The sequence below is a fragment of the Rhodococcus sp. SGAir0479 genome (genome assembly GCF_005484805.1).
Taxonomy (GTDB): domain Bacteria; phylum Actinomycetota; class Actinomycetes; order Mycobacteriales; family Mycobacteriaceae; genus Prescottella.
In genome coordinates this window covers 333,282-359,781 of sequence record NZ_CP039432.1, presented here as the reverse complement: position 1 = coordinate 359,781, position 26,500 = coordinate 333,282, and the positions used below count along the sequence as shown (strand labels likewise).

Genomic DNA, 26,500 nt, shown 5'->3' with positions numbered 1-26,500 from the left:
TGTCCCTTACTTCGCTGCGAAGGCGAGCTCGGCAGCCTTGTCGGCAGCCTCGTCCATGGTTGCGACGACCGTGACCAGCGGGTGGTTGGCCTCGGCGAGGATGCGGCGTCCCTCTTCGACGTTGTTGCCGTCCAGGCGCACGACGAGCGGCTTGTTGGCCTCGTCACCCAGGGTCTGCAGCGCGCCCACGATGCCGTTGGCGACGGCGTCACACGCGGTGATGCCACCGAAGACGTTGACGAAGACGCTCTTGACCTGCGCGTCGTTCAGGATGACGTCCAGGCCCGCAGCCATGACGGCAGCCGAGGCGCCGCCACCGATGTCGAGGAAGTTGGCCGGCTTGACGTTGCCGTGCTTCTCGCCCGCGTAGGCGACGACGTCCAGGGTCGACATGACCAGGCCGGCGCCGTTGCCGATGATGCCGACCTCGCCGTCGAGCTTGACGTAGTTGAGGTCGTTCTCCTTGGCCTTGAGCTCGAGCGGATCCGTCGCGTCCTTGTCCTCGAACTCGGCGTGGCCGGGCTGACGGAAGTCCGCGTTGGCGTCCAGGGTGACCTTGCCGTCGAGGGCCAGGATCTGGTCGTCGGGCGTACGGACGAGCGGGTTGACCTCGACCAGGAGAGCGTCTTCCTTGATGAAGACCTCCCACAGCTTCTGGATCGTGTTGGCCGCGGCGTCGAGCACCTCGGCGGGCAGCTTGCCGGCCTCGGCGATGCTGCGCGCGAACTCGAGGTCGACACCCTTGACGGCGTCAACGGGGATCTTCGCGAGAGCGTCGGGGTTCTCCTCGGCGGTGACCTCGATCTCGACGCCACCCTCGACCGAGCACATGGCCAGGTAGGTGCGGTTGGTGCGGTCGAGCAGGAAGGAGATGTAGTACTCCTCAGCGATGTCACTCGCCTCTGCGACCAGCAGCTTCTTGACGACGTGGCCCTTGATGTCGAGGCCCAGGATCGCCTCGGCGTTCGCCTGCGCGGCGTCCGCGTCGGGCGAGTACTTCACGCCACCGGCCTTGCCGCGGCCGCCGACCTTGACCTGCGCCTTGACCATGACCGGCTTGCCGATTTCCTCCGCGATCTCGCGGGCACCGGCGACAGTGTCGGTAACACGGCCGGCCGACGTCGGCACGTCATGCTTGGCGAAGAGTTCCTTCGCCTGGTATTCGAAGAGATCCATCTGCTCACCGTCTCGTCTGCGTTGACGCCCGCTCAGGGGTAGGAGCGGGTCCTTGTCGGACTTTAACTAGTTCAATCAATCGACTATCGCTCGCCCACATGCTATGTGGCATATGTCACGCGGCGGCAGTCGTCGCGGAACGCCTCGCGGGGGCGCGCGGCCCCACGGGCGGTCGCGCTCACCTCGAGGAGCACCACGGCAAGGATTGCAGGTGCCCCACTCGCGCCTGCGACCGGATCGTCCGGGCGGAACACCTACGCCTCACGGAGCACTCCGACAACAGGCGCCACACCCCCCGATTGCGCCTCCGCCGGACGGGCAACGCCCCGGCGACACGGGCCGCGCCGCGACGCGACCGGACGGTTCCGCGACCCCGCCGACGTCACTCGCCGGGACAGGTCACGGTGCGGGCCGCGGGCCACTTGGCGATCGGCGAGGACAGGACCGAATACAGACGGTGTAACAAACCGGATCCGTCCCGATATATGAACGAGACCAAGTGGCATGTTCCAAGAAATCCCAGTTCATACTGTGATGACCATCACATCTGCCGTTTCAGGCCGCTCTGCAGGTTGCTCCCCCGCAACCGTTTCGTTACCGTCGCCAGGGTCTAAGTCACAGGCAGGTCACGGGCAGGAGGACGGCAGGGCGCATGCACCACCGCACTCAGTTCACGGCCAGCCGCTTTGCGACACAACACGCTGACCCGGAAACCACGGTGTTCCCGACAGCGGCGGATCACGAGTTCGAGCGTTGCAATCCAGCAGCGGAGCCGTCTCCAGTCGGGCTGTTGGAGCGAGTGGACGGCGTCACAACCAGCTATCCGACGCCCTCGGAGGTTCGTTACTCCGAGGCGGAAAGTACTGAGATTCGTAACGCCATGCTTCCCAGCACCCCTGAGCCCCAGCCCACGGACTACGACGCGGCCCCCACCGCGGCGTTCGTCCCCAGCGGACCGACGGTCGAGGTGACCGCGCCGCGGACCGGTGGCCGCCATCGCCTTCCCGCTCCCCCCTCGGCCCTCAAGGGTCGCGCGGCCGTCATCGCGGTCGCCGCCGGCGCCGTCGTCGCAGCCGGCCAGGCAGCCATCAGCGCGCCGGCCGACCATGGCGACCACACCGATATCGAACTCACCGCCTCCGACATCGGCACCACCGCCGTGCCGCAGGCCGCACAGTTCAGCGACGTCCCGCAGACACCTGCCGACAGCGCAGCTCCGCAGGTCCTCGCGGTCGCCAATCCCACCGACCTGGGCCAGTTCTCCAATCTCCTGGCCAAGGGCCAGCGTTTCAGCGAGGAGCGTGCGGCCCGTGAGGCTGCTGCCCGCCGCCCGCTGTTCGTTCTGCCCGCGCAGGGCGTCTACACGTCGTCGTTCGGCTCCCGGTGGGGCACGCTGCACGCCGGCGTCGACATCGCGAACGCGATCGGCACCCCGATCCTGGCCGTCGCCGACGGCGAGGTCATCGACTCCGGTCCGGCCTCCGGGTTCGGAATGTGGGTCCGCCTCAAGCACGCCGACGGCACCATCACCGTGTACGGCCACATCAACGAGACCCTCGTCACCGTCGGCCAGAAGGTCATGGCCGGTGACCAGATCGCCACGATGGGTAACCGCGGCTTCTCCACCGGCCCGCACCTGCACTTCGAGGTCCACCTGGCCGGCGAGAACAAGATCGACCCGATTCCGTGGCTCGCGACCCGCGGCATCAGCCTCGGCGTCGAACAGCCCTGACGCTCGAACCCTCCGGCCCTCACGGGCTGCGAACCGACGAGTTTCGAACGGGTTCTTTCGGGTAATCCGACCGCGCCGCCGTGCGAGAACGTCTCCGGCTGTCTGCGCACTGCGCGCGACACGGGTGCGGCGGGTGGCAGGAGTACCCGATGACCGACAACGGACGTTCGCTCGCGCGACAGACCACGGCGGAACTGGGTAGGCCCCACAGCGTCCTGGCCCGCCAGCGCCGCGATCACATGCAGCTCGACGATCTGATGCAGGAGGCCGCGGCCACGACCGGGCCGGAACGGCAGGAAGTGCTCGCCGAGCTGTGCCGTCTGGTGTTCACCCACGCCTTCGCCGAAGAAGCGGTGTTGTGGCCCATCGTTCGCCGGACCGACGACGATTCGCTCCTGCGGATCGGGTGGATGTGGGAGGTGGTGCGCCGCACCTCGCCGACGCGGCCGCACCCGGTGGTCTCCCGCCGGATGCCGCCGCCTCGTGTCACCTCAGCCGGATGGCGGCGGGCCTCGCCGGGGCCGTCGAGCATCTGCCGCCGCTCCGACGGGGAGAGGACCCCTCGACCCGCGCCCAGCCGAATCGGGGCGTCCTCCCTGCCTCGAGCCGCTCAGGGCTTGTGGGGGTCGATCGCTTCCTTGACCTTCCCCATGAGGCCCTTCTCCGTGCCCATCGCCGACGAGCGCGGTTCGCCCCGGGAACCGTCGTAGGTGTCGTACAGCTGCGGGTCCGGCGGCGGCGCCCCGGCCTTGCCGCCCAACGCAACCGGGTCCGGAAGGAACGAGTTCGTGTGGACGCCGTCCGGTGCCGTGCCGGTGGCCCACCGGCCCTGATCGGACTGCGTGCCGTCCGACAGGTGCCACAACGTCCCGGCGTGTTCGGTGTGCTCCTCGTCGAGCAACGCGGTCGGTGCCACGGTGCCGGAGAGGCCGTCGGCCTTCAGTTCCTCGATGGCGGCCAGCCACATGTTCTGGTGGTACGTGTCGCGGGCGAGGTTGAACTTCAACATGTCTTTGACGCCCGGATCGTCGGTCATGTTGTACAGGCGGGCCGTCTGCAGCCGACTCTGGGCCTCGGCCGCCACGTTCGAGTAGAAGTCGGCCAGCAGGTTGCCGCCGGCCACGATGAACCGTCCGTTCCACGGCACGCCGTTGCTGTCGGCCAGCGTGGGGCCGCCGCCGGAGACGATCGCCTGCTGGGGATCCATGCCCCCGAGCACCGCAGCCACGACCGGGTCCGCCGCGGCCGCCTTCGTGGACTCGGTTGCCGGCGCGCCCTCGAGCAGTCGCGCGATCATGGTGGCGATCATCTCGACGTGGCCGATCTCCTCGGTGGCGACGTCCATGATGAGGTCCTTGTACTTGCCGTCCATGCGACAGTTCCAGCCCTGCATGAGGTACTGCATGGTCACGGTCATCTCACCGAACTCGCCGCCCAGCAACTCCTGAAGCTTGCGGGCATACACGGGATCCGGCTTCTCCGGCGCGACGTCGAACTGCAGATGGTCTGTGTGACGAAACATAGGGCTCTCCCTCGGGTCGGGTGAACCACTCGCCTACCCGGCCGATGCCGGAGCAAACATCCCCTCGGACGCCGCCGGACGCCGGTGCGACGGGCTACGTCAAAGTTTGACCATCGGGACGCCACCGATCAGCATCAGGCGCACCTTCCCCGCCGAACCGAAGTCGATCGTGACGGTGGCGGTGGGCCCACTGCCCTTCGTCTCGAGCACCTTGCCGAGGCCGTACTTGTCGTGACTGACCCGATCGCCGACCGCGAGAACCAGATTGTTGTTGCGTCCGCGGGGCGCCCCGAAGCTGGGCGACGACCCGCCGCCCCGAGAGCTCGACCCGCCGAAACCGCCGCCCCCACCGAAGCCCGAACCACCGAACCCCTGTCCCCGCGGACGTCCGCCACCGATGGCCCCACCGGCGCCGAGCACGCCCGGATCCTCGCGGCGCCAGTCCAGCAGGTCCGTCGGAATCTCCTGCAGGAAACGCGATTCCGGGTTGGTGACCGGCTGCCCCCACGCCGACCGCACGATCGCCCGGGTGAGATACAACCGGTGCCGCGCCCGCGTGATGCCCACGTACGCCAGACGGCGCTCTTCCGACAACTCGGCCGGATCGCCGAGGGCACGCATGTGGGGGAACTGTCCGTCCTCCCAGCCGGTGACGAACACGACGGGAAACTCGAGCCCCTTCGCGGTGTGCAACGTCATGAGCGTGACGACACCCTCGCCCTCGTCGGGCACCTGGTCCGAGTCGGCGACCAGCGAGACCCGTTCGAGGAACGCCGCGAGCGAGCCCGGATCGGGCAGCCCCTCGTCGTCGTCCGGGTCACCGGGATCGGCGTTCTCCTCCGCGAACGCTGCCGCGTTACGCGCATCCGAACTGAATTCCCTTGCAACGCTGACCAACTCGTTGAGGTTGTCGAGACGGGCACCGTCCTGCGGGTCGCTGCTGGACTCGAGTTCACGGCGGTAGCCGGTACGGTCGAGCACCGCCTCGATGATCTCGCCGATGTCGGTGAGGTCGTTGCCGTCGGCGTCGGTGGTGGTCATCAGCGCCCGCAGACCGTCGACCAACTCGAGGAACGACGCGATGGCCTTCTGGGACCGGGTGTTGAGCAGCGGCACGACGCCCTCGGCGCCCGCCCGCAGTGCCTGCGCGAAACCGATGCCCTTCTGCTCGGCGTACACCGACACGCAGGCCTCGGCCCGGTCGCCGATGCCGCGGCGCGGCGTGTTGAGGATCCGGCGCAGACTCACCGCGTCGTCCTCGTTGGCGAGCACGCGCAGGTACGCGACGATGTCGCGGACCTCCTTGCGCTCGTAGAAGCGCGTGCCTCCCACCACCTTGTAGGGAATGCCGAGGCGGATGAAGATCTCCTCCAACGCGCGCGACGAATTGTTGGTGCGGTAGAACACCGCGACGTCGTCGAACCGCGCGTCACCGGCGTCCACCAGGCGGTCGATCTCCGACGCCACGAACTGGGCCTCGTCGTGCTCGTTGTCGGCGACGTAGCCGATGATCAGTTCGCCTTCGCCCGAGTCGGTCCACAGCCGCTTCTCCCGTCGCCCGGTGTTGCGGGAGATGACCGCGTTGGCGGCCGACAGGATGGTCTGCGTGGACCGGTAGTTCTGCTCCAGCAGGATGGTCCGGGCCTGCGGGTAGTCCCGCTCGAACTCCTCGATGTTGCGGATGGTGGCGCCGCGGAAGGCGTAGATCGACTGGTCGGCGTCGCCGACCACGCACAGCTCGGCCGGCGGGACCGCGTGCGGATCGTCGCTCGGCTCGCCCACCAGTTCGCGGACCAGCATGTACTGGGCGTGATTGGTGTCCTGGTACTCGTCGACCAGGACGTGCCGGAACCGTCGGCGGTAGTACTCGGCGACCTGCGGGTGCCGCTGCAGCAGGGACACCGTCTCGCCGATGAGGTCGTCGAAGTCGAGAGCGTTCGCGGCGCGCAACCGCTGCTGGTACAGCGCGTAGACGCGGGCCACGAGCTTGTCGAGGTCGGCCCCGTCGCGCTCGGCCTCGGCAGCGGCCTCCTCCGGATCCTTGAGCTCGTTCTTGTGGTTGGAAATCTTGGTCGCGAGCAGCCGCGCCGAGTAGCGCTTGGTGTCGATCTCGAGGTCCTTCGAGATCATCGTGAGCAGGCGCCGGGAGTCGTCGGCGTCGTAGATCGAGAAGTTCGAGTTCAACCCCGACAGCAGCGCGGACTGGGCCCGCAGGATGCGGACACAACTCGAGTGGAAGGTCGACACCCACATGCTGTTGGCGCGCGGACCGACCAGCTGCGCGACGCGCTCCCGCATCTCCGCGGCGGCTTTGTTGGTGAAGGTGATCGCCAGGATCTGGCCCGGCATCACGTCCCGCTCTGCCAGCAGGTAGGCGATCCGGCGGGTCAGCACGGCGGTCTTGCCCGATCCCGCGCCCGCGACGATGAGAAGCGGTGAACCCGCGTGCAGGACGGCCTCCCGCTGCTGGGGGTTGAGACCTTCGAGCAAGGCGTCGGACGAGGCGTGAGAACGGCCTGCCGCACCCATCGTGGAGCCGGGAATCGTGTTCATCGTCTGTCCACGCTACCGGCGAACTCCGACACTGCGGCAGGGGCCTGATGACGCAGGTGGTGAAGGCAGTCACCTCTGCTTGGGTTGCACTCCGTCCGCGTGGCAAACTGGAGTGATGATCATCGCAGTGCAGGGACACCGCGCCGGCGGCCGCCGGTGCACGCGTCTCGAGCACTGGCGATTTCCCAGCGGGTACCGACCGACGGTGCCCGCGGCCTGATCCCCCGCGCGCCCCGAGGTCCACACACCGGATCCCGGGGCGTTCTTGTGAGCTGGACCCGGATTCGTAACGACTCGAGGGAACCGAACGAACCTAGTTCTGACACGAGGAGAACATTATGAGCAGCCCCACCGCACCTCCTTCATCCGAATCGCCCGGGCCCGCGAGCGAGGCCGAGATCGCCGAGCTTCGCAAGGAGATCGACCGGCTCGACGCCGAGATCCTCGCGGCCGTCAAGCGTCGCAGCGAGGTCTCGCAGATCATCGGGCGCACCCGTATGGCCTCCGGCGGCCCCCGGCTGGTGCACAGCCGGGAGATGAAGGTGCTCGAACGGTTCAGCGAGCTCGGCCAGGAGGGCCACACGCTCGCGATGCTGCTGCTGCGCCTGGGTCGCGGCCGCCTGGGGCACTGACGACTCCCGCACTGCGACGACTCCCGCACTGCTGACGACTTCCGCACTGCACTGACGCTGAACCGCCCGGTCACATGTGACCGGGCGGTTCCGTCTCTCGGGAGCCCGTCAGGCCCCGAGGGGCCGGATACTCACGGCAGCGCGATGTACTTCGTTTCCAGGTACTCGGCGATGCCCTCGGTACCGCCCTCACGACCGAATCCGGAGGCCTTGACCCCACCGAACGGGGCGGCCGTGTCGGAGATGACGCCGCGGTTGACGCCCACCATTCCGGTTTCGAGGGCGTCCGCGACCCGCAACGCCCGGTCGAGATCGCGGGTGTAGATGTACGCGGCGAGACCGAACTCCGTGTCGTTGGCGGCCGCGATCCCCTCCTCCACCGTGTCGAACCCGGTGATCGCCGCCACCGGCCCGAACACCTCCTCGCGCAGAATGCGCGCCGATGCCGGCACGTCGGCCAGGACGGTGGCCGGGTAGAACCAGCCCGGACCCTCCTGCGCCTCGCCGCCGAGCAGCACCTTCGCGCCCACCTGCACGGCGTCGTCGACCAGCTCGGTGACGGTCGCGAGTTGGTCGGCGTTGATCAGCGGCCCCAGCGTGGTCTCGGGGTCGATACCCGGGCCCATCTTGGTGGCCGCCATGCGCTCGGTGAGTTTCGCGGTGAACTCCTCCCGTACCGCGTTGGCGACGTGGAAGCGGTTCGCGGCGGTGCACGCCTCCCCGCCGTTGCGGAGCTTCGCGAGCATCGCGCCCTCGACGGCGGCGTCGACGTCGGCGTCGTCGAACACCACGAAGGGTGCGTTGCCGCCGAGCTCCATCGACGTTCGGAGCAGGCCCTCCGCGGACTTCTCGACCAGCAGCCGGCCGACGGCGGTGGAGCCGGTGAACGTGAGCTTGCGCAGCCGCGGGTCTCCCAGGAGCGGCTCGGTGACGGCACTCGAATGCGATGTCGGCAGCACCGACAGCACGCCCGGCGGCAGTCCCGCCTCGGCGAACAGCTCGGCCAGTGCGAGCATCGTGAGAGGCGTCTCGGACGCGGGCTTGACGATCATCGTGCAGCCCGCGGCCAGCGCGGGCCCGATCTTGCGGGTGCCCATCGCCAACGGGAAGTTCCACGGCGTGATCGCCAGGCACGGTCCCACCGGCTGCTTCGACACCAGAATGCGGCCGTTGCCCGCCGGGGCGCCCTGGTAGCGGCCCTCCAGCCGGACGGCTTCCTCCGCGAACCATCGGAAGAACTCGCCGCCGTACTTGACCTCGGCGCGGCTCTCGGGCAGCGCCTTGCCCATCTCGAGCGTCATCAACTGCGCAAACGTCTCGGCGCGCGTGGAGATCTTCTCGAAAACCGACCGCAGCAGCTCGGCGCGCTCACGGGGTGCGGTCGCGGCCCAGTCCGCCTGCGCGGCCGCGGCGGCATCGAGTGCCTTGACGGCGTCGGCGGGGCTGGCGTCCGCGACCTCGGTGAGCACCTCGCCGGTGGCGGGATCGTGAACAGGGAAGGTGGCACCGTTCTCGGCGTCGACCGCGGTGCCGCCGATCCAGAGCTTGGTAGGAACGGCACGAATCAGTTCGGCTGGGTTCATACCTCCATCATGCGCCGAGTTCTCGTCCCGTGAGAGTCGCCGGGTACGCCGGCGGCCGGGCCGATAAGCTGCTTTTCCATGAGCACAGACATCACGGGAACCGCAGCCTGGAAGAACCTGGATGCGCATCATCGCGTGATCGAATCTGCCCATCTGCGAGACTTGTTCGCACAGGACCCGGGACGCGGCACCGAGCTGACTGTGACCGCTGGTGACCTGTACATCGACTACAGCAAACACCGAGTGACGCACGAAACCCTGTCGCTGCTGGTGGATCTGGCGCGCGCCGCGCGCGTCGAACAGCGGCGCGACGAGATGTTCGCCGGCGCCCACATCAACACCTCGGAGGACCGTGCGGTACTGCACACCGCGCTCCGGCTTCCTGCGGACGCCGACCTCACGGTCGACGGACAGGACGTGGTGGCGGACGTGCATTCGGTGCTGAACCGTATGGGCGACTTCACCGATCGCCTCCGCTCGGGTGCCTGGCGTGGCGCGACCGGGGAAAGGATCCGGACGGTCGTCAACATCGGTATCGGAGGTTCCGACCTCGGTCCGGTCATGGTGTGCCGTGCGCTTCGTCACTACGCCGACGCGGGCATCACCGCCCGGTTCGTCTCGAACGTCGACCCGGCAGATCTGGTGGGTACGCTCGCCGGTCTGGACCCGGCCACGACCCTGTTCGTCGTCGCGTCCAAGACCTTCTCGACCCTCGAGACACTGACGAACGCCTCCGCTGCCCGGCGCTGGCTCGTGGACGAGCTCGGCGAGGCCGCCGTCCCCAAGCACTTCGTCGCGGTGTCGACCCATGCGGAGCGGGTCGCCGAGTTCGGTATCGACACCGACAACATGTTCGGCTTCTGGGACTGGGTCGGCGGCCGGTACTCGGTGGACTCGGCCATCGGGCTGTCGGTGATGGCAGTGATCGGCAAGGAGCGGTTCGCGGAGTTCCTCGCCGGCTTCCACGCCATCGACCAACACTTCCGCACGGCACCTCTCGAACAGAACGCGCCCGTGCTCCTGGGTCTGATCGGGGTCTGGTACTCGAGCTTCTTCGACGCCGAATCGCGTGCAGTGCTGCCCTATTCGAACGACCTCGTCCGCTTCGCCGCCTATCTGCAGCAGCTGACGATGGAGTCGAACGGCAAGTCGGTGCGCGCCGACGGCACACCGGTGGCCTGCAAGACCGGCGAAATCTTCTGGGGCGAACCGGGCACCAACGGACAGCACGCCTTCTACCAACTGCTACACCAGGGCACCCGCCTCGTGCCGGCGGACTTCATCGGATTCGCCGAGCCCACCGACGACCTCCCGACGTCGGACGGCAGCGGCAGCATGCACGACCTGCTCATGAGCAACCTGTTCGCACAGACCAAGGTGCTCGCGTTCGGCAAGACCGCCGAGGAGATCGCTGCAGAGGGCACTTCCCCGGAGTTGGTGCCGCACAAGGTGATGCCGGGCAACCGCCCGTCGACGACCATCCTGGCGCCGCGTTTGACCCCGTCGGTCATCGGTCAGCTCATCGCGCTCTACGAGCACCAGGTGTTCGTGGCCGGGGTGATCTGGGGTATCGATTCGTTCGACCAGTGGGGTGTCGAGCTGGGCAAGGCCCAGGCTCTCGAACTGGGTCCGGTGCTGACGTCGGCGGATGCCCCTCCACAGCAAGAGGACTCGTCGACCGACGCGCTGATCCGCTGGTATCGCGGGCAGCGGGGCCGGGCGGTCTGACGCCTGCTCGATCTCGGGCGATTCTCGATTCGCATGACGCCCCACAGAACAGTCCGCTGCGGCCGGCACCCCACTCTCGGGTGTCGGCTGCAGCGGTTTCAGGGCCGTTGTGGCGGCGTCGCCCTCCCTCGACTACGCGGCGTGGGGTCCGGCGCGGTTGTGCGCGGGCATGGGCTTCTTGTACGGGTCAACCAGTGATGGTGGGGTGAACCACGGGTGGTGGTCGGCGCCGATCTGCACTGCCCAGTGGCTGTGGTGCAGGAGTCGGTGGTGGTAGCGGCACAGCAGGACGAGGTTGTCGAGGTCGGTGGCTCCGCCGTCTGCCCAGTGATGGATGTGGTGCCCTTCGCAGTGGGCGGGTGGGGCGCCGCAGCCAGGGAAGGCGCAGTCATGGTCGCGGGCGATCAGGGCGCGACGCTGCTTCTTGGACACGGTTCGGGTGGTGCGTCCGAGGTTGAGCGGGATTCCGTCGTCCATGAGGACCGGGGTGAGGTGGCAGTCGCAGGCGAGGCGGCGGGCGGTGGCGATGGTCAGCGGTCCGAGGTGTGGGAGACGGGCGACGTCCCTATTGTCAAAATCGCTGTCTCTGAACAGGTTCGGCGCATCAGCGCCCTTGTCTCGGCTTAACCACGCATCGTGGTCGTGATCGTGGTCGGCGCGGGCGAGGTCGCGGGCGTTCACGTGCAACGACAGGTGCGGCTTCTCGCCGCCCTCGATGGGCGCCTCACCCGAGTCGAGGTAGCGGCGCAGGATCTCGGCGAATGCCTCCGCCCGCCGCTGTCCCGCGGTGCGGGTCGCAGTCGGGTCGTCGTTCGGGTTCCGCGGTTTCGTCAGCGCGGACAGCGCCGTCAGCAACATCTCCCCGGTGACCGCATCCAAGTCACCCTTGACCGCCACGCGCCCGTTCAACGTCTTCGAGGCGTGAAACTCGTTGCGGTCCACGTCTTCACTGGGTGGCAACTCGTCGGATTCGAAGATCCGCTCGAGCCGCGAGATGCAGGTGCGCACACTCATCGTGGTCGCCGCCGGATTCGCGGCGCAGTCCAGCAGCAGCCGCCGGCAGTCGGGCAGCGCCTCGGCGGGCATGCCGCAGGGTGGCCGCTCGCAGAACTTGCTGATCAGAGCGGCATGCTCAGCCGAAACCTGCCCGCTCTCGTGCGCCGCAGCGACCTCCGGTTCCCGCCGCAACGCCTTCCCCAGCGCCAGAATCCGCGCAGCCGCCGGTACCTCCAACAGCGTGTTGGCTGCGAGCCACTGCTTCACGCTACGAAACCCCAACGTGTCGAACGAGACTGCGCGCTCGTCGATCTCGGCCACGGCGGTCACGCGCAGGGCTTCGAGCTGCTCGATCAGACGCGAGAGGTCGACCGTCGTGCGCACCAGATCCAGCTCGGCCAGCCCGCGCACATCATCGTGACTGAGCGCCACGAGTGCAGCAGCTGTGGTGTTGAGTCCCCCCGGATTCATGACATGAGTTTAGTTCGAACTGGTGTTCGAGTCAAGGGTTCTCTCGTGCGTCAGGCTTTTCCACGCGCCAGGGGCCGCCCCCCTGTGCTGTCGGGGTGAAGGACTGTGGCCGCCCACCCGGTCGGGCGGGCGGCCACAGTGCTCACGCGGTCTGGCGCTCTCGCGGTCTGGCCAGCTGGGGGTCAGGACGTCCAGCTCACCGAGCCGGCACCCCCGAGCGATCCGGTCGGGGGCGGGGTGGCGTCGGTGATGCCGAGGACCACCGGCAGGACCGCGGCATCACCGATGCCGTTCGATGCGGTGACCGTGAAGGTGTAGGTGCCGGCGGTGGTGGGGGTTCCGGACAGCACCCCGCCCGGGGAGAGGGTGAGTCCGTCGGGCAGGGTGCCGGTGGCGGTCACGGTCGGGGCGGGCTGGCCGGTGACGGCAAATGCGTGGTTGTAGGGCTGGCCGACCATCCCTTCAACGGGGGTTCCGGCGAGGGTGGGCGGCTGATCGATCGCGATCACCGACACCGTGCCGTTGAGGTTGGTGACGTAGACGCGGTTGCCGTCGACCGCCACCCCGTACGGGCTCGCGCCGATCGGGATGGTGCCGACGACGGCGGGCGGGGACGCGGCCGTGTCTATCACCGACACCGAGTTGTCGCCTCTGTTGGTGACGTAGGCGCGGTCCCCGTTCGGGGTGATCGCCACCCCGTACGGGTGCGTGCCGACCGGGATGGTGGCGACGACGGCGGGCGGCGACGCGGCGGTGTCGATCACCGACACAGTGTCGTCGGTGAGGTTGGTGACGTAGGCGCGGTTGCCGTCGACCGCCACCCCGTACGGGTTCGTGCCGACCGGTATGGTGCCGACGACGGCGGGCGGGGACGCAGCGGTATCGATCACCGACACCGTGCCGTCGGCGAGGTGGGTGACGTAGGCGCGGTCGCCGTCGACCGCCACCCCGGCCGGATTCCCGCCGACCGGAACAGTGCCGACGACGGTGTTCGTGGCGGTGTCGATCACCGACATCGAGTTGCTGCCGTAGTTGGCGACGTAGGCGCGGGGGCCGTCGACCGCCACCCCGAACGGCAGCGTGCCCACCCCGATGGCCGCGGGCGGGGTCGCGGCGGTGTCGATCAGCGACACCGTATTGCTTTCGGAGTCGGTGACGTAGGCGCGGTTGCCGTCGACCGCCACCCTGGCCGGAGCCGCGCCGACCCCGATGGTGGCGACGACGACGGGCGGGGTCGCGGCGGTATCGATCACCGACACCGAGTTGCTGCCGTAGTTGGTGACGTAGGCGCGGTCCCCGTTCGGGGTGATCGCCACCGCGAGCGGCGACGCGCCGACCGTGATGGTGTCGGTGACGGTGTCCGCAGATGCCGGACCCGCTCCGGTGACGATTGTCGCGACGGCGAAAGCGCCGGCAGCTAGTGCTGCCGCGCTACGAGACAGTCGCCGCCGCGGCGTGGCCGATCGACGATGGCCATAGGAGGTGTTCCCTTCCCGATACAGTCCGCACCCCGATCGGGGGCACGCGGCAGCCACCGTCGGGTAGCCAACCGACACAGAACATAACGGGCATCCGTCCAGAAACAGGCCACTTTCAACCATATTCGGCACTTCACAGAGGTTTCGCCTGCATCGACGGCGGTACCTGGCGCGCCTCACGCGAATTGGACACTCACGACTCCAACCTGCAATGCGGTCAATCCCCGCCGAGTTCTTCACGCAAGACAGTTCTCGTGCGTCAGACTCTCCGGCAGAACCCAGGCGTTCACGATCCGAGCACAGGCCGGGAGGGACGGGCGTACGGCGTGGTCGCGGCGAACGAGTATTCGGGAACTGCTCCGGCTCAGCGCCTTCCGGAGGAACGATCGACGAAGAGTCTGCGGGAGACGCTCACGACAATTGTCGCGACACCTACCTCGCCCCCAGTGGGGCCGCGACTGCGAGAGTCGAGGTGAGCCAGTAGAGCCGGTCTGAGGTATCGCGGGAAGGCACGTCGGAGACGACGGCAAGCGCGAGGAGCCATCCGTCACGGCGGAGTCGCTGCGGGCCCGCCGTAGTTTCGTCGCGATCTGTCGCCCCCCGTGAGATCCAGCTCCATCACATGGACACCGCTCGAAGGGATCGGCCCGACCTCACGCCGCGTGAGGCCGACTCCACCGGCTTGTCGTGTAGATCCGCCCGAGCCGGTCGACGAGCCGAGCCGCCAGGGCCTGCTCCTCGAGCCACGACACGGCGCCGAGTCCCCGCCGGATCGCTGCGGCCGCTCCCCCGTACGCCCAGAGGCCGTCGTCGGCCACCACCGTCACCTGCTCCCACTGGCCGCTGACCGGGTCGTGTTCGCCATAGGTGAGGTCCGTTCCGACCGTCGCCATCGCGGCCCTCGTGGGCAGTTCGACGGGTCCGTGCCCGGGAACGTCCACTTGCCATCCGCCGGCCGGGCAGTGCCCCGCGGTGGCGACCACCGAACCGATGCGCACCAGCACGCCACACTCGAGTCGGTTCCCCGCGAGCGCGGCTGCCCGGTCGGCGGTGTCGGCCTTGGCCGTGTCGGTGACGTCCAGCGACACACCCCACGGCGCGAGCACGGTGGCGTCGTCGATCTGGATGTCGGCGAACGTGGGTTCCGGATGGATCGGTGGGACGCCGGGCGGGGACTCCTCGACCGCGAGCGGGCTGACCGCACCGTCGGTCATGCGCGCGACCCACAACGCCGAGCGCAACAGGCCGGACAGGCGGACGCTCACGCGCACCGGCTGTCCCTGGGCCAGGTTGACGGCATGGATCTCGGCGTCCCCGCGCCGCAGGCTGCAGGCCGCTTCGGCGTCGGAGAGCACTGCACCCACCAAGCCCACCGCAGGTCCCAGCGCGGCGTTCTCGGTGACCTGCACCGCGATCTCCTCGCCCCAGGCGCTCCATCGTGTCTCGACCGACATGACCGTGCTCCGTTGTCGGGTCCCCGTCGAGGGAACTGTGGTGCACCCAGTATGCGCGCTTGTCGCAAATGCCCTGTTCAGCGCTTTGTGAAGCCGACAGCGGTGAGCGCGAATCGCACCAGGTCGTCGACGACCGTGGGGTCGTCGCCACCGGACGCGAGCGGTCCGGTCAGGACCTCGGCCGTCGCACCCACCAGGGAGGCCGCCGCGAGTGGCACGTTCTGCGGCTCGAGTTCACCGTCGGTGACGCCGTCCGCGACCGCCGCGGCGAATGCGTCCGCGAACGCGCGACGGAAGATCAACCGCTCGACGTCGACCGCTGCGTCGACCGGTTCGGCGAGCAGGGTGTATGCGAGCTTGGGATTACGCATCGCACGACGAGCGAAGGTCTCGATCACCGCCGCGATCCGCTCGGTGGCGCGCTTACCCGGACCCGCGGCCGCGTTCACCGCCTCGACCTCTCCCCCGACGATCTCGCGGAAGACCGCCACCACCAGGTCCGACTTACCGGAAAAGTGGGAGTACACGCTGCCGGTCGCGACGCCGGCCCGTTTCGCGACGGCGGCGATGGTCAGCCCCTGGTATCCCGACTCCGACAGCACCGCCACAGCCGCCCGGAAGATCGCGTCCCGCTGCGCAGCGAGCCGTGCCGCGACGGCGGGGGTTCGACGGTAGGCCATGTAGGTAGTGAACCAGCACGCACGTCGAACTCACGATTCCACCCTGGACCGGCGCGGACGCCGGGTAGCGTCGAACCATGTCGGTGCGTATCGAACGATCCGGACCCGTCACGACGATCGTGCTCTCCCGTCCCGAGGTACGCAACGCGGTCGACGGTCCCACCGCGTCCGCTCTCGCGGACGCCTTCCGCGCATTCGACGCCGATCCCGACGCCGCAGTCGCGGTCCTGTGGGGCGAGGGCGGCACCTTCTGCGCCGGCGCGGACCTCAAGGCGCTCGGCACCGACGACTCCAACCGCGTCACCCCGGACGGTGACGGCCCGATGGGGCCCACGCGGATGCAGTTGTCCAAACCGGTGATCGCCGCCGTGGCCGGGCACGCTGTTGCCGGCGGGCTCGAACTGGCGCTGTGGGCGGACCTGCGGATCGCCGAGTCGGACAGTGTGTTCGGGGTCTACTGCCGGCGCTGGGGCGTACCGCTCATCGACGGCGGCACGGTCCGGTTGCCGCGCATCGTCGGGGCCGGCCGCGCGATGGACCTGGTGTTGACGGGCCGCGCCGTGCACGCCGACGAGGCCCTGGCGATCGGACTGGTCAGCAGGGTGGTGCCCACGGGCGAGGCGCGCGCGGCGGCCGAGGCGCTCGCCGCCGAACTGGCTCACTTTCCGCAGACGTGCCTGCGGGAGGACCGCATGTCGCTGCTCGAGCAGGAGGGGCTGCCGGAACGGGACGCGCTCGCGTCGGAATTCCGACACGGCATGGTCGCGGTGACGGTCGATGCACTGAGCGGCGCCGCCCGGTTCGCGGCCGGTGAAGGGCGCCACGGTCGATTCGAGTCGCGATAGCCGTCGCGATGACTCCCCCCACGACGAGCAACACGCCGGACGCGCTGGTTCGACGGCTGCGGGAGGCGGGGTGTGTGTTCGCCGAGGACGAGGCCACCGTTCTGCGGGCGAGCGCCGTGGACGCCGAGCACCTCGAATGGCTGTGCGCCCGCCGTATTTCCGGCGCACCACTCGAACACGTCGTCGGATGGGTGGCGTTCGGGGACCTCCACCTGGACGTCGGCCCCGGCGCGTTCGTCCCCCGGCAACGCACACTGTTGCTCGCCCGGGTCGCCGTCGCGGCCGCGCGCGTCCGTGGCGCCCCGACCGTGCTCGAGGCGTACGCGGGTGTCGCTCCGGTGGCCACGACAGTTCGGCACTCGGTTCCGGAGGCGCGAGTGCTCGCCGCCGAGATCGACCCGGTCGCGGCCGATTACGCGCGCCGAAACCTGGGCACCGGCGCCGCGGTGTACCGCAGCGACAGCTTCACCGCAGTGCCGGATGCGTTGCGGGGCCGGATCGACGTGATCGCCGCCGTCCCCCCGTACGTGCCGACGACAGCGGCTGATCTCCTGCCGCGGGAGGCCCTCGAGCACGAGCCGGACCGTGCACTGTTCGCCGGTGACGACGGACTCGACCATGTCCGCCGACTGATCGACCGTTCCTACGACTGGCTCGCGGACGGCGGCGTGCTCGCGATCGAGATGAACCGGAACCAGTGGGCAGCCGCGGGCCGGCACGCGCGCCGTGCCGGTTTCACGGTCCGACGCCGCAGCGACGGGCACACGTCCGTGCTCACGGCCACCCGTCCGCGCGGTCGGCGCGCCGGTCACCGCTGCCGGTAGCGTCCGTGCCATGGACCGGTTGACCGTGGTGGACGAGATCTTCCTGCGCCGGCACCGCGGCTACGGTGTCCCGATCGTCATGCAGGGGGTGTGGCGTACCGAGGAAGCCGTGGACGCCTCCGTTCTCGAGTCCGTGCATTCGGCACTGGCCCGCGGGGCGCTGGGCCGGCGCGTGGTCCGACCCCGGGTTCCCGGTGCTCGATTGCGCTGGGAGGCGAGCACCGCGACGCATCCCTTGCGATACGCGCGCGAAGCGGTCGACGACGTGGTCGCGTGGGCCGATGCGCAAACCGGTGTGGACGTCGATCCGGAGCACGGCCCCGCGTGGGCCCTGGCCGCGACCCCCGTCGTCGGCGGCGGCACGGCCGTCTCCCTGGTGTGCTCGCACGCCGTCGCGGACGCCCGCGGCCTGGTGGGTGCGGTGGACGTCGCACTGTCCGGCAAGTCCCCGGTACCCGCCCCCCGGCGCACGTCGGACGCCGCCGACGCCGCCGGACTCGTCGGCACGGTCCTCGCCCGCGGTGCCGCGGCCTCGCTGGGGCTGGCGGTCAGCGCACGACGACGGCGCGAACTGCGGGACTTCCGCAACGCGGCTTCCACCGGTCGCGCGACGAGCCGCACGCACACCGCGACCGGCACCACCACCGCGATCGTCGACGTCGATGCGGCGGCCTGGGACACCGTGGCACGGCGCGAGGGCGGTACCGCGAACGGACTCTTCATCGCCCTCGTCACCGGGGTCGCCGAGGCGGCCGGGATTCCGATGCCACTGCACGTCAGCGTGCCGGTGGACCTGCGTAGGACCGACACCGTCGACAACGCGGTGGTCGTCACGGAAGTGATTGTGACACCGGATTGTTCGCTGTCGGACATCCGGCGCGCGAGCCGCGAGGCCTACACCCGTGCCCCGATGGGGGCGCCGTCCGGGTTCCCGGAGGAGATCGTGCAACTTCTCCCCGACCGAGTTGCCCACCGCCTCACGTCCGGCGCCGGGGAACGCGACGCGTTGTGCTCGAACATCGGACGGTTGCCCGACTCGTTGGCCGCGCTGGGCCCTCATCGGACCACGGGCGTCGCGACCCGCGCCATGCATCCGGGACTGAGCCCGGCGCGGCCCGTCGCAACGACCACCCGGTTGTCGGCGTACCTGTGCTCCTGCGCCGGCACGTACACATTGTCGATCGTGGGGTTGGACTCTCGCCGCTTCGGCGACGCCGCACGGCTGCGCCGGAGCGTCGTCGCGCAACTGGAGAAATGGGGACTTCTCGCACGACCCTGGTGAGCCCCGTGGCACCCGTGGCACCACTTTGGCATCACAAATCTCCGTAAATCCCTTCATATGGCATCGACTTGGTGCCATAGTGGTGCCATGGACTTGGAACCGTACGTCAACGCCCTGCATCGGGACCTCGCGATCGCGGCCGAGGCCGGCGGGCCGGATGCCCGCGCGCTCGCCGAGCGCCTGACCGCACCACTCGACTCGGCGGCACGTCTGGCATTGCTGGACGCGCTCTCCGACGCCGCCGCCGAGATCACGCGTGATCTGGCGCCGGGATCGGTCGACCTCCGGCTGCGCGGCCGCGAACCGAGCTTCGTCGTCACTCCCCCGCCGCCCTCGGTCGCACCGGACGCCGAGGCACCCACTCCCGAACCGGCCGCCCGCCCGGCCGACGTCGACGAAGGGCCGATGACGCGCATCAATCTGCGGCTGCCGCAGGACCTCAAGGACCGCGTGGAGGACGCTGCCCGCGCGGCCGGGATGTCCGTCAATTCCTGGCTCGTCCGTGCGGCCTCCACCGCGCTCGACGAGAGCGCCGCCCCCCGGCGGCCGGAACGCCGTGCTGCGACGGGCGGCGACCGCTTCACCGGTTGGGTCCACTGACCCTCCATCCGTGCACGTCTCCACTCACACCCCGAGGACCACGATGCCCACTTTCAGTACCGACGAACCGATTTCGGCCACGCTCTCGTTTCCCGTCGGTGACGTCACCGTGACCGCCACCGACCGGAACGACACGGTGGTGGAGGTCCACCCCAGCGACCCGCAGCGCGACGTGGACGTGCGCGCCGCGGAGCAGACCCGCGTCGAGTACTCGGGCGGGCGTCTGCTCGTCCAGGCTCCCCGCCCGCGCGGGCTCGGCGTGTGGGGCAAGGTGGGTTCGATCGACGTCACCGTGGCGCTGCCGTCCGGGTCGAGTCTCGAGGCCGACGCCTCCGCCGGCGCGGTCCGATCCACCGGCCGGCTCGGCAACGTCCGCGTCAAGACGGCGACCGGCGACGTCCGGCTGGGTAGCACTGCGCCGGCCACCGTGACCACCGGCGCCGGCGCGGTGGTCGTCGACACCATCGCGGGGGACGCCGAACTCTCGACCGGTTCCGGCACGGTCGAGGTGCGCCGTGTCGACGGCAACGCGACGGTGAAGAACTCCAACGGCCACAACCGAATCGGCTCCGTGCGGGGGAACCTACGGATCAAGACGGCGAACGGGGACATCGCGGTCGGTCACACCGGCGGGGACGTCCACGCCGCGACTGCCAACGGCGAGATTCGCATCGACGAGCTCACGCGCGGCACCGCCTCGCTGCGGACCGGGCACGGCGCGATCGAGGTCGGCATTCCGGCCGGGACGGCCGCCCGCCTCGACGTCCACACCTCGTTCGGCAAGGTGCACAACCTGCTCACCCCGACCGACCGACCGGCCCCGATCGGCGAGAAGGTCGACGTCGAGGCCCACACCGGGTTCGGCGACATCACCGTCCAGCGAGCGGGGCTCGGGGACGACGACCCGCGAAAGGCGGAGCAATGACGACCGCAATCTCGACGGCATCGGCCGTACGTGTCCGTTCGCTCCGAAAGTCGTTCGGAGACAGAGTGGTACTCGACGGAATCGACCTCGACATCGCCGAGGGATCGATCTTCTCGCTTCTCGGCCCCAACGGTGCCGGCAAGACCACGGTGGTGAACATCCTCTCGACGCTCGTGGCGCCGGACGCCGGTGACGTCCGCGTCGCGGGGCACGAGCTGGCCGACGATCCGGACGCGATCCGCGCCGCGATCGGCGTCACCGGCCAGTTCTCCGCCGTGGACGGTCTGCTCACCGGAGCCGAGAACCTCACGCTGATGGCCGATCTCCACCACCTCGGTCGGCGTGAAGCGCGCGCCCGCACTGCCGAACTCCTCGAACTGTTCGACCTCACCGAGGCCGCGTCCACGCCCGCGTCGAGCTACTCGGGCGGTATGCGACGCCGACTCGATCTCGCGATGACGTTGGTCGGTCGTCCGCGGGTGATCTTCCTGGACGAACCGACGACCGGACTGGACCCGCGCAGTCGCCGCTCGATGTGGGACATCGTGCGGGAACTGGCAGCGGACGGCGTCACCATCTTCCTCACCACCCAGTACCTCGAGGAGGCCGACCACCTCGCCGACCGGATCGCGGTGCTCGACGGGGGCCGGCTCGTGGCCGAGGGCACACCGGCCGACCTCAAACAGTTGGTGCCCGGTGGTCACGTCCGCCTGCGTTTCGCAGATCTCGACGAATTGTCGGCGGCGGCAAGGTCGCTCGGCGAGTCGACGCGAGACGACGAGTCGCTCTCGCTCCAGGTGCCCGGCGACGGCAGCGCCGCGTCGCTCCGCACGATCCTGGACCGGCTCGACGCCGACGCGATCGACGTCACGGACCTGTCGATCCACACGCCCGACCTCGACGACGTGTTCTTCGCCCTCACCGCCCGCTCGGACTCCCCGAAGGAGACTTCGCGATGACCACTCGGTCCTACGCCGTGAGCGATTCCGCAACGATGCTGCGGCGCAACCTGCGGCACATGCTCCGCTACCCGTCGATGACGGTCATGCTGATCGGGATGCCCGTCGTGCTCCTGCTGCTGTTCGTCTACGTGTTCGGCGGCACCCTCGGCGCCGGCCTGGGCGACCCGGCCGGTGGGCGCGCCGCATACATCGACTACGTCACGCCCGGCATTCTCCTGATGACCGTGGCCAGTTCCGCTCAGGGAACGGCGATCTCGGTCGCGACGGACATGACGGAGGGCATCATCGCCCGCTTCCGAACGATGGCGATCTCACGCGCGTCGGTGCTGACCGGGCATGTCGTCGGCAGCCTGATCCAGACGATGATCAGTCTCGTCGTGGTGACCGGCGTCGCCGTCGCCGTCGGGTTCCGCCCCACGGCCACACCGGTGGAGTGGATCGCCGCGATCGGCCTCCTGGCGGCCTTCACCGTCGCGGTCACGTGGCTGTCGGTGGCGCTGGGGTTGGTCTCCCAGAGCGTGGAGACGGCCAGCAACCTGCCGATGTTCCTGATCCTGCTGCCCTTCCTCGGGAGCGGGTTCGTTCCCACCGACTCGATGCCCGCCGCCCTGCGCTGGTTCGCCGAGTACCAGCCGTTCAGTCCGGTCATCGAGACGCTGCGCGGACTGCTCCTCGGGGAGCCGATCGGCGCGAACGGCAGGCTCGCCGCGGCGTGGATCGCAGTGATCGCGACATTCGGGTATGTCTGGGCGAAGCGTCTGTTCGAGCGGCGCCCCACCCGCTGACGCCACCCCGAAGCAGCGCGAAACCGCCCTCCCCGGCCTACCGTGGATCCATGGCTTCCGAAGAATTCGACGTCATCGTGATCGGAGGCGGGCCGGCCGGGGAGAACGCCGCGGCCTACGCCATCGCCGGCAGTGACCGCACCGCGGCACTCGTCGAACACGAGCTGGTGGGCGGTGAGTGCTCGTACTGGGCCTGCATGCCGTCGAAGGCGCTGCTGCGACCGGTCGAGGTGCTGAGCACCGCCCGCCACATGCCCGGTGTCGAGGAGAAGGTGAACGCGTACGGGCTCGACACCGCAGCCGTGCTGACGCGGCGGGACGGCTTCACCCACAACCTCGACGACTCGTCTCAGGTGTTGTGGGCGGATTCGGCCGGCATCGACGTGATCCGCGGCAGCGCGCGGCTCACCGGCGTTCGCGAGGTCACGGTGGGCGACCGGGTGCTGCGCGCCCGCGAGGCAGTGGTGATCGCGACCGGCACCACCGCGAGTGTGCCCGACCTGCCGGGCCTGCGCGACGCCCTGCCGTGGACGTCCCGGGATGCGACCAACGTCCGCGAGATCCCGAAGCGGCTCGCGGTCGTCGGCGGCGGCGTGGTGGCGTGCGAGGCCGTGACGTGGCTGCACGAACTCGGCGCCGACGAGGTGACGCTGCTGGTCCGGGGATCGGCCCTCCTCGAACGCACCGAACCGTTCGCGGGCGAGATGATCGCCGAGAAGATGCGCAAGCACGGGATCGACATCCGGTTCGGCACGTCGGTGGAGTCCGCGTCCCGGCCCGGCGTCGTCGACACCGGCGTCGGCCGTGTCCACGGCGGGCCGGTGACGCTGCGGACCAGCGGTGACGGCCGAGAGCACGCCGAACTGACCGTCGACGAGGTACTGGTCGCGACGGGCCGCACCCCCGGCACGGCGGGACTGGGACTCGAGCGTTTCGGCCTCCCGGACCACGGCTACGTCACCGTCGACGACCACCTGACGGTTTCCGGCGTGGACGGCGACTGGTTGTACGCGGTGGGCGACGTCAACGGGCGTGCACTGCTGACGCACATGGGCAAGTACCAGGCCCGCGTGTGCGGCGACGTGATCGCCGCCCGGGCGGAGAGCCGTCCGCTCGACGGGCCGCGCTTCGTCGCCTCGGCCGATCACGGCCAGGTGCCGCAGGTGGTGTTCACGACGCCCGAGGTGGCGGCGGTCGGACGCACCGAAAGCCAAGCCCGTGCAGACGGATTCGACGTCGAAATGGTGGCGGTGGACATCGACGTCGCCGGCGCCGCGCTCGCCCGTGACGACTACTCCGGCCGCGCGTCGCTGGTGATCGACCGCGCGACCGACACCGTCCTGGGCGCGACGTTCGTCGGGTCCGGGGTGGCCGAGCTGGTCCACGCCGCCACCGTCGCGGTGGTCGGCAAGGTGCCGCTCGAGAGCCTGTGGCACGCGGTCCCGTCGTACCCGACGGTCAGCGAGGTCTGGCTGCGGCTGCTCGAGGCTCGACGCGACCGGACATGAACCCGCCGCCCGCGCCACCGTCCCCGATGCTGGCCACGCTCGGTCAGCCGCCGGACGGTGACGGCTGGGCCTTCGAGATGAAGTGGGACGGGCAGCGGGCCGTGGCCGACGTCGGGGTCGACGGCGTCCGGTTGTTCAGCCGGAACGGCAACGACGTCACCGGCGCGTTCCCCGAGCTGCTCGAGCCGCTGGCCGAGGCCGTCGCCGACCACGAGGCCGTGTTGGACGGCGAGGTCGTGGCGCTCGACCGGCACGGGCGTCCGTCGTTCGCTCGGCTGCAGCGGCGGATGCACGTACTGCGTCCGACGACGCAGCTGCGCAACGACTTTCCCGTCACGTACTACGCGTTCGACGTCCTCGCGCTGGACGGCGAGCAGACCGTGCACCTGCCCTACCTGGAGCGCCGCAAGCTGCTCGACGGCCTGGGGTTGTCCGGTACCCGCGTGCAGGTGCCCCCGTTCTGGACCGGCGTCGACGGGGACCGGATGCTGGCCCTGGCCCGCGAGCACCACCTCGAGGGCGTGGTCGCCAAGCAGGTCGACTCGACGTACGCGCCCGGCCGGCGCGCCCCGGCCTGGATCAAGACGCCGCTGCGGAGCAACACCGAGGGCATCGTCGTCGGGTGGGTCGACGGCACGGGCGCCGCGAGTCACGGCGTCGGGTCGCTGCTGCTGGGCGCGTACGACGACGACGGCCGCCTGGTCTACATCGGCCACGTGGGCACCGGCTTCAGCAGCGCCACCCGCCGGTCGCTGCGGCAGCTGCTGAAGACGTTGGAGCGGCCGACGAGTCCGCTGGCCGCGCCGCCACCGACGCGCGACACCAAGGGCGCGCACTGGGTCGAACCCGAACTGGTCGGCGACGTCGAGTACCGCGAGTACGCGGGCGGGAGCCTGCGGCATCCCAGTTGGAAGGGCCTGCGCGACGACAAGTCCCCCGACGAGGTGGATCTGCCCGGTCGGCACTGAGCGGACGCCGGCGCGCACCGGTCGAGGGCTCATCCACTCACCGAGACCTCCCTTGACAGGCGATCGGCCAGACCGAACTATGACGCACGTCACTTCCGCCCTGTTCGACGTCGAAAGGAACCATTCGTGACCAAGTCTGTCGACCCCCAGGCATACATTGCGTCGGTCATGGCCGAATTGACGGGGCCCGGTGGGCGATTCGAACTCGTCCCGGAGGACGTGCTCGGAGTCCGGATGCCGGTGATGAAGAACCGCGACAAGTCCCTGGGTGACGTCCTCGCGGCCTCCGCCGCGTACGGCGACCGGGACTACCTCGTCACCGAGGATCGACGGATCAGCTACGCCGAGCACCTGCGCGCCGTCGCCGCGTTCGCCACCGCATTGCGCGAGCGCTACGGCGTCGGCAAGGGCGACCGGATCGGGATCCTGGCCGCCAACACTCCGGAGTGGGTGGAGTCGTTCTGGGCCGCGCAGGCCCTGGGTGCGATCGCGGTCGGTTTCAACGCGTGGTGGGTGCCGCGGGAGATCGAGTACGGCGTGGGCCACGTGCGCCCCGCGGTGCTCGTGGTCGACGCCAAGCGTGCCGCCCTCCTCGACGGCCTCGACATCGATGTCCCGGTCCTGACGATGGAGGACGACGTCCCCCGCCTGATCTCCGAGTTCGCCGACGCCGACCTGCCGCGCACCGACGTGGCCGAGGACGATCCGGCGGTGATTCTCTACACCAGCGGCACCAGCGGTCGCCCCAAGGGCGCGGTGCATTCGCACCGGAACCTGTTGTCCGTCATCGAGTACCACCGCTACAGCGACGCCCTCGCCGCGGCGTTCAGCGGCAACCCGGTCAGCGACGGCCCGAGCGATCTGCGCTACCTGCTGACGTCACCGCTGTTCCACATCGCGAGCCTGCACAACCTGGTCGTCCCCCGGCTGGCGACCGGCAGCGCCGTGGTGATCCACCAGGGGTCGTTCGACGCCGACCGCGTGCTGGCGCTCATCGAGCGGGAGAAGGTCACCAACTGGGGCGCCGTCCCGACGATGGCGGGTCGTCTGCTCGAGCACGAGGACGTCACCCGTTACGACACGTCGTCGCTCACGGCGTTCGCCCTCGCATCGGCGCCGTCCTCCCCCGGCTTCCAGCAGCGCCTCCGCGAGAAGCTGCCCTTCGCCGCCAACGCGCTGGTCGACAGCTACGGCCTCACCGAGTGCAGCACCGCGATCTCGGTGGCCACTCCGATGGACCTGCAGGCGTTCCCCGGCACGTTGGGCCGGCCGATCATCGGTGTCGCCGTGGAGATTCGCGATCCCTTCGGCGAACCGGTGCCCGACGGAACCGAGGGCGAGATCTGCGTCCGTAGCCCGTACGTGATGCTCGGGTACTGGGAGAACGACGCCGCGACCGCCGACGCGATCCGGGCGGGTCGGTGGCTGCACACCGGTGACTTCGGCGTCATCGAGAACGGCATGGTCCGGCTCACCGGCCGGCGCTCGGATCTGATCCTGCGGGGCGGCGAGAACGTCTACCCCGTCGAGATCGAGCAGTGCCTCGACGAACATCCGGCGGTTGCCGAGTGCGCCGTGGTGGGTGTCGACCATCCCGACCTCGGGCAGGAGGTCGCGGCGGTCGTCGTGCCGCGCCCCGGGACGACGGTGACCGAGGACGAACTCCGGGCCTTCGCAGCGGACCGGCTCGCGTACTTCAAGGTGCCCACCCGGTGGCGGATCACCGAGGAACCGCTGCCGCGCAACGCGACCGGTAAGACGATGCGCAAGCAGATCCTGATCTGAGGCGTCGAGCC

Annotated in this window: 21 protein-coding genes; 13 read left to right on the top strand and 8 right to left on the bottom strand. The window is 69.5% G+C overall.

Annotated elements, in window-relative coordinates:
• Positions 1 to 6: 6 nt before the first annotated feature.
• A complete protein-coding gene (gene sucC / locus E7742_RS01720) occupies positions 7 to 1,176 on the bottom strand; it encodes an ADP-forming succinate--CoA ligase subunit beta (RefSeq protein WP_137797345.1) in 1,170 nt (389 codons plus the stop codon).
• A gap of 652 nt (positions 1,177 to 1,828) precedes the next feature.
• Here sucC and E7742_RS01715 point away from each other — a divergent pair.
• Positions 1,829 to 2,908, top strand: a complete 1,080-nt coding sequence (locus E7742_RS01715; RefSeq protein WP_137797344.1) for a M23 family metallopeptidase — start codon at positions 1,829 to 1,831, stop codon at positions 2,906 to 2,908.
• Between the two features lie 610 nt (positions 2,909 to 3,518).
• Here E7742_RS01715 and E7742_RS01705 read toward each other — a convergent pair.
• Positions 3,519 to 4,430, bottom strand: coding sequence for a manganese catalase family protein (locus E7742_RS01705; protein ID WP_137797343.1), 912 nt, complete (start codon positions 4,428 to 4,430; stop codon positions 3,519 to 3,521).
• A 99-nt stretch (positions 4,431 to 4,529) separates the two neighbouring features.
• Positions 4,530 to 6,983, bottom strand: a complete 2,454-nt coding sequence (gene pcrA, locus E7742_RS01700) for a DNA helicase PcrA (protein ID WP_137797342.1) — start codon at positions 6,981 to 6,983, stop codon at positions 4,530 to 4,532.
• Positions 6,984 to 7,321: 338 nt separating this feature from the next.
• Here pcrA and E7742_RS01695 point away from each other — a divergent pair, with 338 nt between their 5' ends.
• Positions 7,322 to 7,615 carry a chorismate mutase gene (locus E7742_RS01695; protein ID WP_137797341.1) on the top strand — a complete coding sequence of 98 codons (294 nt, stop codon included), beginning with the start codon at positions 7,322 to 7,324 and terminating at the stop codon, positions 7,613 to 7,615.
• A gap of 131 nt (positions 7,616 to 7,746) precedes the next feature.
• On the opposite strand, the gene E7742_RS01690 is transcribed toward E7742_RS01695, so the two are convergent.
• Positions 7,747 to 9,198 carry an NAD-dependent succinate-semialdehyde dehydrogenase gene (locus tag E7742_RS01690; RefSeq protein WP_137797340.1) on the bottom strand — a complete coding sequence of 484 codons (1,452 nt, stop codon included), beginning with the start codon at positions 9,196 to 9,198 and terminating at the stop codon, positions 7,747 to 7,749.
• 78 nt (positions 9,199 to 9,276) lie between these two features.
• Between E7742_RS01690 and pgi the strand changes: the two genes are divergently transcribed.
• Positions 9,277 to 10,926 carry a glucose-6-phosphate isomerase gene (pgi, locus tag E7742_RS01685; protein ID WP_137797339.1) on the top strand — a complete coding sequence of 550 codons (1,650 nt, stop codon included), beginning with the start codon at positions 9,277 to 9,279 and terminating at the stop codon, positions 10,924 to 10,926.
• 132 nt (positions 10,927 to 11,058) lie between these two features.
• On the opposite strand, the gene E7742_RS01680 is transcribed toward pgi, so the two are convergent.
• The 4 genes from E7742_RS01680 to E7742_RS01665 form a co-directional block, all read right to left on the bottom strand.
• Entirely contained in the window at positions 11,059 to 12,393 is a 1,335-nt protein-coding gene (locus tag E7742_RS01680; RefSeq protein WP_137797338.1) for an HNH endonuclease signature motif containing protein, read from the bottom strand.
• Between the two features lie 182 nt (positions 12,394 to 12,575).
• On the bottom strand, positions 12,576 to 13,709 hold the full coding sequence (locus E7742_RS01675) for a YncE family protein (protein ID WP_254699132.1): 1,134 nt from the start codon (positions 13,707 to 13,709) through the stop codon (positions 12,576 to 12,578).
• A gap of 815 nt (positions 13,710 to 14,524) precedes the next feature.
• Positions 14,525 to 15,325: an FAD:protein FMN transferase gene (locus E7742_RS01670; protein WP_137797337.1), complete on the bottom strand. Its 801-nt coding sequence runs from the start codon at positions 15,323 to 15,325 to the stop codon at positions 14,525 to 14,527.
• 77 nt (positions 15,326 to 15,402) lie between these two features.
• Positions 15,403 to 16,005, bottom strand: a complete 603-nt coding sequence (locus E7742_RS01665; RefSeq protein ID WP_137797336.1) for a TetR/AcrR family transcriptional regulator — start codon at positions 16,003 to 16,005, stop codon at positions 15,403 to 15,405.
• A gap of 77 nt (positions 16,006 to 16,082) precedes the next feature.
• Between E7742_RS01665 and E7742_RS01660 the strand changes: the two genes are divergently transcribed.
• The 10 genes from E7742_RS01660 (at position 16,083) to E7742_RS01615 (ending at position 26,489) form a co-directional block, all read left to right on the top strand.
• Entirely contained in the window at positions 16,083 to 16,850 is a 768-nt protein-coding gene (locus E7742_RS01660) for a crotonase/enoyl-CoA hydratase family protein (RefSeq protein ID WP_137797335.1), read from the top strand.
• An 8-nt stretch (positions 16,851 to 16,858) separates the two neighbouring features.
• A complete protein-coding gene (locus E7742_RS01655; RefSeq protein WP_137797334.1) occupies positions 16,859 to 17,674 on the top strand; it encodes a N5-glutamine methyltransferase family protein in 816 nt (271 codons plus the stop codon).
• A gap of 10 nt (positions 17,675 to 17,684) precedes the next feature.
• Positions 17,685 to 18,956: a hypothetical protein gene (locus tag E7742_RS01650; RefSeq protein ID WP_137797333.1), complete on the top strand. Its 1,272-nt coding sequence runs from the start codon at positions 17,685 to 17,687 to the stop codon at positions 18,954 to 18,956.
• Between the two features lie 87 nt (positions 18,957 to 19,043).
• The gene (locus tag E7742_RS01645; protein WP_137797332.1) at positions 19,044 to 19,556 is read left to right on the top strand and encodes an Arc family DNA-binding protein; all 513 of its coding nucleotides are present in this window, start codon (positions 19,044 to 19,046) and stop codon (positions 19,554 to 19,556) included.
• A 43-nt stretch (positions 19,557 to 19,599) separates the two neighbouring features.
• Positions 19,600 to 20,481, top strand: coding sequence for a DUF4097 family beta strand repeat-containing protein (locus E7742_RS01640; protein WP_137797331.1), 882 nt, complete (start codon positions 19,600 to 19,602; stop codon positions 20,479 to 20,481).
• Entirely contained in the window at positions 20,478 to 21,440 is a 963-nt protein-coding gene (locus E7742_RS01635) for an ATP-binding cassette domain-containing protein (protein WP_137797330.1), read from the top strand. Before E7742_RS01640 ends, E7742_RS01635 begins: the two co-directional genes overlap by 4 nt.
• The gene (locus E7742_RS01630) at positions 21,437 to 22,228 is read left to right on the top strand and encodes an ABC transporter permease (protein ID WP_137797329.1); all 792 of its coding nucleotides are present in this window, start codon (positions 21,437 to 21,439) and stop codon (positions 22,226 to 22,228) included. Before E7742_RS01635 ends, E7742_RS01630 begins: the two co-directional genes overlap by 4 nt.
• Positions 22,229 to 22,278: 50 nt before the next feature.
• Complete coding sequence (locus tag E7742_RS01625; protein ID WP_137797328.1) at positions 22,279 to 23,736, top strand: dihydrolipoyl dehydrogenase family protein; 1,458 nt, start codon at positions 22,279 to 22,281, stop codon at positions 23,734 to 23,736.
• The gene (ligD, locus tag E7742_RS01620) at positions 23,733 to 24,704 is read left to right on the top strand and encodes a non-homologous end-joining DNA ligase (protein ID WP_137797327.1); all 972 of its coding nucleotides are present in this window, start codon (positions 23,733 to 23,735) and stop codon (positions 24,702 to 24,704) included. Before E7742_RS01625 ends, ligD begins: the two co-directional genes overlap by 4 nt.
• 126 nt (positions 24,705 to 24,830) lie before the next feature.
• Positions 24,831 to 26,489 (top strand): class I adenylate-forming enzyme family protein, encoded by a 1,659-nt coding sequence (locus tag E7742_RS01615; protein ID WP_137797326.1) that lies wholly within the window; start codon positions 24,831 to 24,833, stop codon positions 26,487 to 26,489.
• Positions 26,490 to 26,500: the final 11 nt, after the last annotated feature.